At 55.2% G+C, this 13,028-nt stretch carries 14 protein-coding genes; 12 read left to right on the forward strand and 2 right to left on the reverse strand.

Going from position 1 to position 13,028, the window contains the following annotated elements; genetic code table 11:
- Positions 1–9 precede the first annotated feature (9 nt).
- The 4 genes from AB1763_07485 to AB1763_07500 all read left to right on the forward strand — a co-directional run bounded on the left by AB1763_07485 (position 10) and on the right by AB1763_07500 (position 3,809).
- On the forward strand, positions 10–1,047 hold the full coding sequence (locus tag AB1763_07485) for a D-alanine--D-alanine ligase (GenBank protein ID MEW5832660.1): 1,038 nt from the start codon (positions 10–12) through the stop codon (positions 1,045–1,047).
- A complete protein-coding gene (locus tag AB1763_07490; GenBank protein ID MEW5832661.1) occupies positions 1,048–1,782 on the forward strand; it encodes an alpha/beta hydrolase in 735 nt (244 codons plus the stop codon).
- A gap of 6 nt (positions 1,783–1,788) precedes the next feature.
- A complete protein-coding gene (locus tag AB1763_07495; GenBank protein ID MEW5832662.1) occupies positions 1,789–3,231 on the forward strand; it encodes a Mur ligase family protein in 1,443 nt (480 codons plus the stop codon).
- 86 nt (positions 3,232–3,317) lie between these two features.
- Positions 3,318–3,809, forward strand: a complete 492-nt coding sequence (locus AB1763_07500) for an HIT domain-containing protein (GenBank protein ID MEW5832663.1) — start codon at positions 3,318–3,320, stop codon at positions 3,807–3,809.
- An 89-nt stretch (positions 3,810–3,898) separates the two neighbouring features.
- Here the strand turns inward: AB1763_07500 and AB1763_07505 are convergent, their stop codons facing one another.
- Both AB1763_07505 and AB1763_07510 read right to left on the reverse strand, forming a co-directional pair.
- Positions 3,899–4,732: an iron-binding protein gene (locus tag AB1763_07505; GenBank protein MEW5832664.1), complete on the reverse strand. Its 834-nt coding sequence runs from the start codon at positions 4,730–4,732 to the stop codon at positions 3,899–3,901.
- Positions 4,729–5,160: an iron-sulfur cluster assembly scaffold protein gene (locus AB1763_07510; GenBank protein MEW5832665.1), complete on the reverse strand. Its 432-nt coding sequence runs from the start codon at positions 5,158–5,160 to the stop codon at positions 4,729–4,731. The genes AB1763_07505 and AB1763_07510 overlap by 4 nt, the downstream gene beginning before the upstream one ends.
- A 59-nt stretch (positions 5,161–5,219) precedes the next feature.
- On the opposite strand from AB1763_07510, the gene AB1763_07515 reads away from it, so the two are divergent.
- The 8 genes from AB1763_07515 (at position 5,220) to AB1763_07550 (ending at position 13,026) form a co-directional block, all read left to right on the forward strand.
- Positions 5,220–6,956, forward strand: a complete 1,737-nt coding sequence (locus AB1763_07515; protein MEW5832666.1) for a YgiQ family radical SAM protein — start codon at positions 5,220–5,222, stop codon at positions 6,954–6,956.
- Between the two features lie 57 nt (positions 6,957–7,013).
- Positions 7,014–8,531: a response regulator gene (locus AB1763_07520; protein MEW5832667.1), complete on the forward strand. Its 1,518-nt coding sequence runs from the start codon at positions 7,014–7,016 to the stop codon at positions 8,529–8,531.
- Positions 8,524–9,294 carry an MBL fold metallo-hydrolase gene (locus AB1763_07525; protein MEW5832668.1) on the forward strand — a complete coding sequence of 257 codons (771 nt, stop codon included), beginning with the start codon at positions 8,524–8,526 and terminating at the stop codon, positions 9,292–9,294. Before AB1763_07520 ends, AB1763_07525 begins: the two co-directional genes overlap by 8 nt.
- Before the next feature lie 109 nt (positions 9,295–9,403).
- Positions 9,404–9,652, forward strand: a complete 249-nt coding sequence (locus tag AB1763_07530; GenBank protein MEW5832669.1) for an RNA-binding S4 domain-containing protein — start codon at positions 9,404–9,406, stop codon at positions 9,650–9,652.
- Entirely contained in the window at positions 9,649–10,629 is a 981-nt protein-coding gene (gene trpD, locus AB1763_07535) for an anthranilate phosphoribosyltransferase (GenBank protein ID MEW5832670.1), read from the forward strand. The genes AB1763_07530 and trpD overlap by 4 nt, the downstream gene beginning before the upstream one ends.
- Entirely contained in the window at positions 10,626–11,036 is a 411-nt protein-coding gene (tsaE, locus tag AB1763_07540; protein MEW5832671.1) for a tRNA (adenosine(37)-N6)-threonylcarbamoyltransferase complex ATPase subunit type 1 TsaE, read from the forward strand. The genes trpD and tsaE overlap by 4 nt, the downstream gene beginning before the upstream one ends.
- Complete coding sequence (lptB, locus tag AB1763_07545; protein MEW5832672.1) at positions 11,029–11,751, forward strand: LPS export ABC transporter ATP-binding protein; 723 nt, start codon at positions 11,029–11,031, stop codon at positions 11,749–11,751. The genes tsaE and lptB overlap by 8 nt, the downstream gene beginning before the upstream one ends.
- A 6-nt stretch (positions 11,752–11,757) precedes the next feature.
- A complete protein-coding gene (locus AB1763_07550) occupies positions 11,758–13,026 on the forward strand; it encodes an RNA polymerase factor sigma-54 (GenBank protein MEW5832673.1) in 1,269 nt (422 codons plus the stop codon).
- The last annotated feature ends 2 nt before the right edge of the window (positions 13,027–13,028 follow it).

The following is a 13,028-nucleotide window of genomic DNA, read 5'->3' on the forward strand; positions in this document are numbered from 1 at the left end:
GAATATCCATTGAAATTAGCCATCCTTTTCGGCGGAGCCAGTTATGAGCATGAAATCAGCATCGTCAGCGCCATTACGGTCAAAGAGAAACTCGGGGCGTTCGATCTGCGGTTCATTTTTTGCGATCAGGACCATACGTTTTATCTGATCGAACCTTCCAAAATGAAAGCGGTCACGTTTTCGCGCGGCGAACACCGCAAGATGCCCAAACTGACCATGACCAACGGCGGCTTTGAGCAGCGCTCCTTGTTCGGATCGACCAAACACGATATGCCGGTACTCAACCTGATCCACGGCGGAGACGGCGAAGACGGCACTCTCGCGGCGATGCTCGATTTCTATGCGATCCCTTTCATCGGCCCCCGCAAAGAGGCTTCGATGCTCAGTTTCGACAAAGTGTACACCAAGTGGCTGGCGGCGTCGTTGGGGGTGAAGACACTCCCATACGAAATTCTTCGCAAAGAGGGGACGCGCACCGTTTCGACTCCGTATCCTTTCATCGTCAAACCCGCACGGCTTGGAAGTTCCATCGGGGTGAGCGTCGTACGCGAAGCGGGCGAGCTCGATTATGCCCTTGACGTTGCGTTCGAGTTTGACGATACCGTTTTGGTCGAACCGTTCATCGCGGGGGTCAAAGAGTACAACCTCGCCGGTTTTGCCGCTCGCGGCGAGATCACTTATTCGATCGTCGAAGAGCCCCAAAAAGCCGATTTCCTCGATTTCGAGAAAAAATACCTCGATTTTTCCCGCAGCGGCACGGTAGCCGAAGCGGACGTCCACGAAAAACTCGTTTCACATCTGCGCGAAGCATTTGCCGCCATTTATCTTCCTTTGTTCGAAGGGGCGCTGATACGCTGCGATTTCTTCGAGATCGAGGGGGAAGTGTATCTCAACGAGATCAACCCGATCCCCGGATCGATGGCCAACTACCTGTTCGACGATTTCCAGGGTGCGGTGCAAAAACTCCTCGGATCCCTCCCGGACAAACGCGCGATCCGGGTCAAATACGATTACATCCACTCGATTTCTCAGGCCAAAGGGAAATAAGTGGCGCTCAAGTCGGTCCAGTATAAAAATCACACTTTTTCGATCAGTTACGAGATCCTCAACCCGTCTTCCCACTACGATATTATCTTTCTGCACGGGTGGGGATCGCACAAAAATCTGATGAAGCACGCCTTCGGCAGCCATTTGCGCCAGTTCCGGCACGTTTACATCGACATGCCGGGATTCGGAAACAGCACCTGTAATATGCCTCTGGATACCGAAGATTACGCCAACATCCTCGAATCGTTCATTTCGCAGATCAACGTTACCAAAACGATCATCGTCGGTCACTCTTTCGGCGGGAAAGTGGCGACCCTGCTGAATCCCGATCTGCTCGTGCTCGTCGCGTCGGCCGGAATCCCGGTCCCCAAGCCTTTTAAAGTGCGGGCGAAGATCGCCCTTTTCAAACTGCTCAAATTTACCGGACTAGCGAAACTTCGCCGTTTCTTTGTCGCACCCGACGCGCAGGGGCTCTCCGAACCGATGTACGAAACGTTCAAACGGGTCGTCAACGAAGATTTCACCGACGCTTTCCGTGCTTTCGGCGGCAGGGCGCTCCTCTGCTTCGGACGCCAGGATACGGCGACGCCGCTATGGACGGCCCATCGGATCGCCGCGCTGATTCCGCACTCGAAAGTCGTGGAGTATGACGGGGATCACTACTTTTTCCTCGAACAGAGCGCGACGGTCTCCAAAGAGATCGAAACGACATTTTTGAAAACACTGGAGCATTGACGCACAATGGATACGTTACACCTTCTGGACTTCGTCACCAATTTTTTCTTCGTTATGGCGCTGGGATGGTATCTGATTACCAATCTCCAGTGGTACGACTACAAAATCGAGCGGGTCATTTTCCGCCACCACAAGAGCTGGTGGCACGTCGTCTATTTTCTGGTGCCGTTTGTGCTGTATTACACGGTACCGGCCTATTTCAGTGCGATTTTCTTCCTGATCGTCCTCCCCGCACTGATCCTCTGGCACCGCAAACTTGACAAGAAACTGGTTCTGACCTGGCGCGTCAAGCGGTTTTTGATCCTGCTGGGGTCATTGACGCTGTTTTTGAACCTGATGATCGCGCTCAAGGGGTGGGGTGAAACCTACAGCGTCCTGATGCCTCTTGCGGCGGCGTACCTGCTCTCTACAGGGGTTGAAAAGTTCCTTTTTCTCGCCTATAAAAAACAGGCCAAGCAGAAAATCGCGTCGATGCGGGATCTCACCATCGTCTGTGTGACGGGAAGTTACGGGAAAACATCGATGAAAAATTTCATTGCGCAGGTACTGGGAACCAAGTTCAACGTCTACGCCACGCCGCGCAGCGTGAACACCCTCGGCGGGATTATCCGCGACGTCAACGAGTCGCTTCCGTCGGATGCCCAGGTATACGTATGCGAAGCGGGGGCGCGCGAAGTGGGGGACATCTACGCCATCGCGCAGCTGCTCCACCCCCAGATCGTGGTCGTCGGAAAAGTGGGACCGCAGCACCTGGAGTATTTCAAAACCCTTGATCGGATCAAGCGGACCAAACTTGAGATCATCCACTCCGACCGTCTCAAACGGGCGTTCGTCCACACGTCGGTTACCGACGAACCGCACGACAAAGTGACGTTTTTCGGGGACGACATCCAAAACCTCGACGCAACGCTGGAGGGGACCGGTTTTGAGATGGAACTCGGCGGCGAAACGGTCCGTTTCCATACTTCGGTGCTGGGGGGATTCCAGACGATCAACATTAACGCGGCGATCCTGATCGCGCAGGAAATGGGAATGAGCAGCGAGGAGATCGTCCGGGCCGTCAACGGCCTCAAAAGCGTCGAGCACCGTCTTGAGCGGATCGACGCGGGGGGAAAAATCATCCTTGATGACGGGTACAACGGCAACATCGACGGGATGCTCGAGGGGATCCGGCTCTGTTCGCTTCATCCGGGGCGTAAAGTGATCGTCACCCCGGGACTGGTCGAAAGTACCGCAGAGTTGAACGCGCAGCTGATCCGCGCGATCAACGACGTGTTCGATATCGCCATCATCACCGGCCAGCTCAATGCCGCGCAGTTTGATAAAGAACTTCAGGTACCGCAGAAAATCATGCTGGCCGACAAATCGCAGATGGTCAAAACCCTCGGGGAAGTGACGCGTTCGGGAGACATCATCCTTTTTGCCAACGACGCCCCGAACTTTATTTAGAACGATAAAGGGATAAAATCCCTGTTATCTGCGCTGGCCGCTATGGCACTAAAGCTTGCCTCCTTCGAGGCAGATTGGAGAAGCTAATGGAAAATATCCTCTACGCGCCATGGCGGACCGAGTACGTTTCGGGCGAAAAGATCGATGGATGTGTTTTCTGCCATATCAGCACGCACCCCGACGATGACGAACCGCTGCACGTATTGCACCGCGACGAACACTGTTTTGTGGTCATGAACCGCTATCCCTATACTCCGGGGCATTTTATGATCATTCCGCACCGTCATACCGACGCACTCGAAGCACTCGACCCGCAGGCATGGCTCCACATCACGGCATTGGCCCAAAAAGGGGTTCGAATGCTCAAAGAGGGGTTCGGCGCCCACGGCGTCAATATCGGGATGAATCTGGGGAAGGCCGGAGGTGCGGGGATCGCCGAACACATTCATCTGCACCTCGTTCCGCGCTGGGAGAGGGATACGAATTTCATCACCTCCATCGCCCACACCCGTGTCTATTCGACCGATTTTGAACGGATTTACGACCGCCTCAAAGAGCTTGCCGGGACTTATCTGTAAAGTTTCCGGTTATTTTTTTTTGCGCGTGAGGACGAATCCCATGATCGCGATCATCGCGACCATCAGTACCAGATCCATTCCGGTCGTATTCAATTGTTCCATAATCTCTCCTCCAACAGTTTTTTCATGATCTCGATGTGGTAACTTTCCTGGAAATTGATGAATTCGAAAAACGCCGAGAGCTTTTCATCGGTGATCGTTTCGGAGAGGCGGCGGCACTCCTCTTTGGCATTTTCTTCTTCGACGATCCCGTTGCGAAGAAATTTCTCCATGTCCGTGATGACGTAGGTGCGGGGATGGAGTTCGCGCGGGAGTGCCAAAATCCCCATCTTGGCCATCATTTCGCCGAACGAGCGCAGATGAAAATGGGATTCGTCGATCAGATCGGTGAACGAAGAACTTTGCGTGGCACTCGTGGCCCGAACGAGCCGATACAGGTAGATCAGAATGAGTTCGTATTCCTTGTAAAGTTCTTCGAATAAAAAGAGGCTCAGGGCGTCGGTTTGCGCCGTGTCAAGCGGAGCGTCGCTCCAGACGCGGCGGCGGTCGAAAGCGCTGGCGGTATCAATGCAAGGGGGTCGGTAGGCGTCCAGAACGCCGAGGATGTACCGCTCGTCGCGGCGCATCCGCTCGCCCAGTTCTGAAGCGTCGTAAAGGGCATTGGCGGTTTCGATCGCGGCTACGGCACCGGAGAGCCCTTCGGAGAGGGTTTGAAACTCGATACCGAACGTTTTGTCGCGCCCGTAATCGTAAGGGATTCGGGCATCGTAGAGGTGCTGCGAGAGCCATTTGAGATGGCGGAATTCGATTTGGGAAAATTCGTAAAGACGGCTTTTGATCTGCGGTTCGGATGCGGCGAAGGATAAAAAAGCCAATCGCAGCCAGAGCTGATGTTTGTGCCGGAAAAGCGCCGCGTCGATCACGATTCCACCTCGCATTCCATCCCGATCTCGATCGCATGTAGCTCTTCGTCCGAGCCTTCACGTTTGTGTTGCCGATGGATCTTGGCCGCATCGAACGCGGTGAGGACCATGTGGGCGCACGCCTGCTGTTTTACGGGCCCCAGAGCGACCTTTTCACGCAGTTTTTCGGCGGCGGAAGCGGCGTAGGAGAGGGTTTCTCCTTTAACCATTTCGGTAAACATCGATCCCAGCACCACCGTGTCGTGGCAGCCGTTGGTCGCGTAACCGATATTTCGGATCCTTTCTTCTTCGCAGTCGAGATAAAGGATGACGAACTCGCCCGTTTTTTCACTGTGGCCGACGCCCACACCGCTTGCGTTTTCGAGCGGGCCGTAGTTGCGGGGATGCATGAGATGCTCGACGATCTCTTGGTTCAGATTGTTTTCCATTTGAAGATTATAACGTAGCTTGAACCTCTTTGTAAGAGTACGCGCCGTACAATCGCATCATGAAAATAACCCCCGAAACCCTCCGATACCTTCCCTCGACCCGTGCCGAAATGGAGGCACGAGGCTGGGAACGCTGTGACGTGATCCTCGTCTCTGGCGATGCCTACATCGACTCTCCCTTCATCGGCGTCGCCGTCGTGGGACGGATACTGGAGCGGGAGGGGTACAAAGTCGGGATCATCGGACAGCCCGACGTTGCGACCGATGACATCATGCGGCTGGGAGAGCCGCGCCTTTTTTGGGGGGTCAGCGGCGGGAGCGTCGATTCGATGGTGGCCAACTACACCGCCACCAAAAAATTCCGCAAAAGCGACGACTACACCCCCGGCGGCGTGAACAACGCCCGCCCCGACCGCGCGACGCTGGTCTACACCAACCTGATCCGAAAACATTTCAAAAACACTGCTCCCATCGTGCTGGGGGGGATCGAAGCGAGCCTGCGCCGCGTGACCCATTATGATTACTGGTCCAACAAACTGCGCAAACCGGTGCTGTTTGACGCCAAGGCCGATTACCTGATCTACGGGATGGGGGAGGGGGCGATCATCGAGCTTCCCAAACGGCTCGAGCGGGGCGAATCGCCCCATGACATCCGGGGGTTGTGCTACATCGCCAAGGAACCGCGCGAGGGGTATCTGAGCCTCCCCTCGCATCAGGAGTGCCTGGATAACAAAGAGCGTTATATCGATCTTTTCGACATCTTTTACGACAACAACGACCCCATCTCCGCCAAAGGGCTGTGCCAGGAGGTCGACGGGCGCTTCGCGATCCAGAACCCTCCGGCCGATTACCTCGACGAGGGGGAGATGGACGCCGTTTCGGCATTGCCCTTCACCCGCGAACTCCACCCCTATCACCGCCCAAATGGTGCGGTAAAGTGCCTTGAGACGATCAAGTTTTCAATCATGACCCATCAGGGGTGCTGGGGGGAATGCAACTTCTGCGCCATCGGCGTCCATCAGGGCAGAACGATCCGCACCCGCAGTGAGGAGTCGATCCTCTCTGAGGCGAAGCAGTTCACCGAATATAAGGATTTCAAAGGGATCATCAGCGACGTCGGGGGGCCGACGGCCAACATGTACGGCTACGAGTGCAGCAAGAAACTCAAACACGGCACCTGTGACCATCAGCGCTGCGTCGACGACACCCACCTGTGCAAGAAGATGAAAGTCGACCACACCCGCGTCATCAACCTCCTGCGGCGCTTGCGGGAAGTGCGCGGGATCAAAAAGGCGTTCGTCGCCTCCGGGGTCCGCTACGATCTCATCAACGAAGACAAACGGCAGGGATACGAGTACCTCAAGGAGATGGTGCGCCACCACATCTCCGGGCAGATGAAAGTCGCCCCCGAACACACCTCGCCCCACGTGCTGCACCTGATGAACAAGCCGGGCAAGCAGACCCTTGTGGATTTCAAAAAACTCTACGACCGTCTCAACCGCGAAGAGGGGAAAAACCAGTTTCTCACTTATTACCTGATCGCCGCGCATCCGGGATGCACCGAAAAAGACATGCACGACCTCAAGCGCTTCACGACGCAGGAACTCAAGATGAATCCCGAACAGGCGCAGGTGTTCACCCCGACGCCGGGGACCTATTCGGCGGTGATGTATTACACCGAGATGGACCCCGTGAGCCGCCAAAAGATCTTCGTCGAAAAAGATACGGCGCGCAAGGAGAAGCAAAAACAGATCGTCGTCGCGAAGGACACGTTCAAAAGCGGTTTTGCGAGTTAGAAGCGAAAATCTGCTATTCTACCCTCTTATGAGATCGACGAGGGGCAAGAGGGAGCGATGGTAGATCCGGACGTATTGAAAAAACTCCGCAAAGCGCTGCACCACTACCCTCTGCTCTACGTCGAGGAGAACCCCGCGCTCAACGCGCAGGCCGGTGCGTTGTTCAAAAACATTTTCGACACCGTGTACGCGACGTGCGATGCGACGGAGGGGATGGAGCTCTACGAACAGTACCATCCCGCCATCGTTGTCGCCGATATCAAAACGCCGCTTCTCGAAGGGCTCAAACTGGCCAAAAACATCACCGCGATCGATCCGTCGGTGAAAATCATCTTTACGTCGGCGCACGACGACAAAGCATTGCTGCACGAAGCGATACGGCTGGGGGCTTTCGATTACGTCGTCAAACCCATCACGGTTCAGAACCTCGTCGACGTTTTGGTCCGGTGTGCGCGTGAACTGCGTCTTCAGATGCATCAGCGCCTTTTCAATAACTACCTGCAAAACATTTTCAACTACCAGCACAACCTGATCCTGCTGCTGCACCGCGAAACGGTCGTGATGGCCAACCAGCCCTGTCTGGAATTCTTCGGTGCGGCCAGCGTCGAGGAGTTCGGCCAGCGTTTCCTCAATTTCGGGGATCTGTTGCTCGAACACAGCGGTTTTTTGTACAACCACGACAAGATCGACTGGCTCAAAGAAGCCAAAAACCATCCGGGCAAACTCTTTAACGTCAAAATCGCCGATGCCGAGGGAAACAGCCACCATTTCGTCCTCAACATGCAGACGATCCCCGATAAAGAAGAGTATTACATCCTTTCCCTCAACGACGTGAGCGAACTTAACCTGCTCAGGCTCTTCGACCCCGGCGCCGTGGAAAAAGAATCGATTCAAAAAGACAAACGGATTTTGCACGGTCTGTTCGAAATGGCCAAACGGAACAACGCGAAAATCAAGGTCCACAATCTCTACAAAGGGCTTAGCATCACCAACGACGGGATCATCGACGAACTTGACGAACATTACGTCTGGATCAAAACGACGTTCATGCAGCTCAAGGCGATGCAGTTCGAACGCCGGGTCGTACTGGTATCGGATATTTTTCCGATGTTCATCGTGTCGACCGATCTGCTCCGGTTTAATTTCGACCGGATGACCGTCAAGCTCGGTGAATGCCGCATGAGTATGACGAGCCCGACCCGGCGCCAGTACATCCGTGTTCCTCCCGATTCGGAGGCCAAAGCGACGTTGCTGTTCCAGGGGAGAAAGTTCGAAACGGAGATTCAGATCGCCGATATTTCGATCAAAGCGATGCGCCTGATACTGGCGTCGCTTCCCGCCGGATTCCAGACCGGATCGAAAGTTATCCTCGATTTCGTGCTGGGGGCGCCGCCCCTCAAGCCGATCATCATCAATACCGAAGCCGAAGTCTACCGGATCGGCGAACTCTACCATCAGTACGAAGCGGTTTTTACCTACGAACTTCGCGGCCGCCATCACAAAGAGCTGATCGATTACATCGCCAAACGCCAGATGCAGTTAATTCGGGAATTCAAGGAGAGACAAAATGAATAAAGAAACACTGTTGTTCGAAGACGGCGCCCACAAATGCGTCATGTTCAGCCTGGAAGACGAAGAACAGGAGGAAAACTCCCTTTCGGTCAACCAGTTTTTGATCATCCAGGGGGAGAGCGCGGTCCTGATCGATCCGGGTAGCGGGGCGATTTTCACCGAACTCTACGATGCGGTGGCGCGCCATATCGATCCGCGAAAAATCAAATACATTTTCTTTTCCCATCAGGACCCCGACGTCGCGGGGGCGATCGCGGAATGGAGCGTCGCGACGAGCGCGCAACTGGTCATTTCGGGATTGTGGAGCCGTTTCATGAGTCATTACGGCCTTACCGATTCGTCCCGGATCATCGCGCTCCCCGACCACGGGGGACGGGTACCGTTCAAGGACGGGTTTATCCAGTTCATCCCCGCCCATTTTCTTCACAGTCCGGGAAATTTTTCGCTCTACGACAGCCGTTCTAAAATCGTTTTTTCGGGAGACATCGGGGCAGCGATCCTCTCGCCGCAGAACCTGAACAAACGGGTGGACGATTTCGAAAGCCATCGGCCGTTCCTGGAGAGCTTTCACCGTCGCTACATGGCATCGAACGTTTTTTGCCGCGCATGGGTACGCGAGGTGAGACGGTACGACGTCGATACGATCGCTCCCCAGCACGGGTCTCTTTTTCGCGGCGAGAATGCGGCGGCGTTTTTGGAATGGTTCGAAAACGTCGAAGGGGGAGCCGAACATATCGACGAACTGTATCTTCCGCACATCGGATAGGCGTCCGAACCCGGGGGGAGGAAGTGGAACAATTTTTGCGCTCTTACCTCCCTTTTAGTTTGAATCGCCTACAATAAACGCTTCAAATACAAGCATACGGATCACTCTTTTGCGAATCGACAAATTTTTAAATGCCGTCAATCTGACCAAACGCCGCGCCGTAGCGCAGGACATGATCGCCGAGGGGGTGGTCTACATCAACGGCAAAGCCGTCAAGCCCTCCAAAAACGTCGCCGTCGGCGATATCATCACGCTCGTCTACCTCGATCGCCAGATGCGTTATGAAGTACTGGCCCTGCCGACGGTCAAATCGACGCCCAAATCGGCCCAAAACCTCTACGTGAAGGAACTTTCATGAACCCGATGAAAAGCGATTTCGAAGCGCTCTTCGAACACCGCCTGAGCGATGGGGAGATGAGGGAGTTTCTCCTCTCGCTGACGCTGAACGAATCGACCTCTCCCTCAATGATCGCGACCGCTGCTGAGGTGATGAAACGCCACGCCCTGGCCCTGGACGTTCCCGCCGAGCTCAAAGAGAAGCTGATCGACGTCGTCGGAACCGGAGGGGACAAGAGCGGAAGTTTCAACGTCAGCTCCACCGTTTCGATCCTCCTCGCCGCGTGCGGGGCGTTCGTCGCCAAACACGGCAACCGCTCCATCACTTCCAAATCCGGAAGTGCCGACGTTCTGGAGACGCTGGGGATCAAGCTTGACCTGAGTCTGGAGCAAAGCGCCGCACTGCTTGAAGAGACCGGCTTCACCTTTCTCTTCGCCCAGTATCACCATCCGGCGATGAAATTCATCATGCCGATCCGCCGTTCGATCCCTGAAAAGACGGTTTTCAACATCCTCGGCCCCCTGACCAATCCCGTGGGGCTTTCGAAAATCCTGCTGGGGGTTTTCGATGAGGTATTCGTCCCCAAAATGGCCGAAGCGGCCCGCGAACTGGGGATGAAATCGGCGATCGTGGTGAGCTCGCGGGAGCGGATGGACGAGGTGAGCATCAGCGATATCACCTACGCGGCACACCTGCACGGCGGAAAAATCGATTATTTCGAGATCGATCCCGAAGCGCTGGGGATCAAAAAAGCCCCTTTCGAAGCGATTCTGGGCGGCGATGCGGCACTCAACGCGAAAATCCTGACCGATATTCTCAACAACCGCGCGACCGATGCGCAGCGTGACATGGTGCTGATCAACGCCGCTTACGCCCTCATCGCCGAGGGGATGGCACGCGACGCGCAAGAGGGGCTTGAAATCGCCCGAGACGGGCTTTTCAGCGGAAAGGCGGCCGCAAAACTCGCCCAGATCGCCGACGTATCGTCCAAACTATGAGCGAATATTCTCTGGACCGGCTTCCCCAGTTGTGCGCGCACATCGCGCAGCAGCTTCCGCACGGGGGAATCGTGATTCTCCGCGGCGATCTCTCCAGCGGAAAAACGACCCTTACGCAGGCGTTTGCCCGGCATCTTTGCGTAGAGGAGTCGGTGACGTCGCCGACGTTTTCGCTGCAGCAGATCTATGGAGAGAAACTGTACCATTACGATCTGTACAACTACGGGTTTGAAAAGTTTTTGAGCCTGGGGATGATGGAAGAGCTCGAAAAACCGGGGTATCACCTCGTCGAATGGGGTGACGATACACTGGTCGGATGGCTCAAACGGAGCGGTTTGGAAACCGTGATCGTCGAAATTACCAAATGCGGCGAAACGTCGCGATGTTATGAGGTGTACCGTGCATGAATTGAAAGTCGAACGTCTGGTCAAAACGATCAAAAAACACGAAATCGTCCGGGGGATCAGCATGGAGCTGCGAACGGGGGAGGTTGTCGGTCTGCTGGGACCCAACGGAGCGGGGAAAACGACGACGTTTTACATGATTTGCGGCCTCGTCGAAGCGACGGAGGGGAAAGTGTTCATCGACGGCGCCGACGTCTCGGATCTTCCGCTCCATCAGCGCTCCAAGATGGGGATCGGGTATCTGCCGCAGGAGGCCTCGATTTTCAAAGACCTCACGGTCGAAGAGAACCTGATTATCGCCGCGCAGGCGGGAAAACTCGATCCGCAGACGCAGGAAAAGCGGATCGAGGAGCTTCTGGAGATGTTTAACATCGAGCCGATCCGCAACCGCCGCGGCATCAACCTTTCGGGAGGAGAGCGCCGACGCGCCGAGATCGCCCGCGCACTGGTGAACAAACCCCGCTTTTTGCTCCTGGACGAACCGTTCGCGGGGGTCGATCCGATCGCGGTAATGGATATCCAGAGCGTTATTTCGCAGCTCGTCGAATTCGGGATCGGGGTTTTGATCACCGACCATAACGTCCGTGAGACCCTTGCGGTCTGCGACCGCGCCTACGTTATCAAAAACGGGACGCTGCTGGCATCGGGGACGAGCGACGAAATCGCCCACAACAGCGATGTGCGCCAACACTATCTCGGTGAATCGTTCAAGTTCTAACCGCGCATGTTACGGGTCAAAACAAACGTCGAGCTCAAAAACAAGCTCTCCAACACGCTTCGCAACTGGCTGCCGATTCTCCACTCCAGCCTCAGCGACCTGGGCGAAGCGATGGCACCGTTTGTCGAAAACAATCCCCTCATCGAAGTGAAATCGGGATTCGAAGAGAATTTCGAATCCCGCATTCCGAAAAAAATCCAGTACGGCTACGTTCAAAATTCCCAGTCCCAGGCGATCGAGGCGCTGACCGTCCAGCAAAAAAGCCTCTACGAGGTGCTCGAAGAGCAGATCGACGCCCCCCTTTTCCCAACCCCCCTGTCACAGCTGATCGGCCGTCACGTGATTGAAAACCTCGATGAGGGAGGGTATTACGAAGGGGATGCGGAGGCGTTTTGCGCCGAGCACGCCATAACGATCGAGCAGTTCGAAAAAATCCGCGCCCGATTCGTCCACGTCGAACCGGTCGGGATCGGGGCACGCAGCGTTTCGGAGTCGTTTTTGTTTCAGCTGGAATCTTCCCAGATCAGCGACGAGGCGTATTCCCTGGCCAGGGAGATGATTGTCCATCTCGACGAACTGAGCCGTTACCGTAAGGAAAAAGGGTTCGGCGAAGCGATGAAAGTGATCACCGGCTTCAAAAATCCTCCCGCCATCGAATATCTCGAAGAGTCGGCGCAGATCGTGCCCGATCTGATGATCTACACCGATCCGGAGGAGGGAATCGAGGTAAAACTCAATGACCGTTATTACCCTTCTATCGCCATCGACAACGCTTACGGGATCGACCACGCGTTCGTCAAGGAGAAGATCAAAGAGGCCAAAAGCCTCGTGGACGCGCTGGAGATGCGCAAGGCGACGCTGTACAAGGTGGGGCTGATGATTGTAGAGTACCAGTACGACTTTTTCACGGGGGGATCGATCAAACCGCTGACCCTCAAAACCCTCGCCGACGAGTTCGGCCACAACCCCTCGACGATTTCGCGCGCCATCGCCAACAAATACATCGCCTGCGACCGCGGAATCTATGCGATGAAAGATTTTTTTACGACCGCCATCGACGAAGACGTTTCCAACGCCGCGATCAAGGAATACGTCAGCGAACTGGTCAAAAGCGAATCCCCCAAAAAGCCCCTGAGCGACATGAAACTGCTCGAAATGGTGCAGAAAAAATTCAACATCACGATGGTGCGCCGCACCATCGCCAAATACCGCAAACAGCTCGACATTCCCGGATCGAGCGAGCGCAAGCAGCTCTACTTGCTCGGCGGTTCGTGACG

This window comes from Campylobacterota bacterium, from assembly GCA_040752835.1.
Lineage (GTDB): Bacteria > Campylobacterota > Campylobacteria > Campylobacterales > Sulfurimonadaceae > Sulfuricurvum.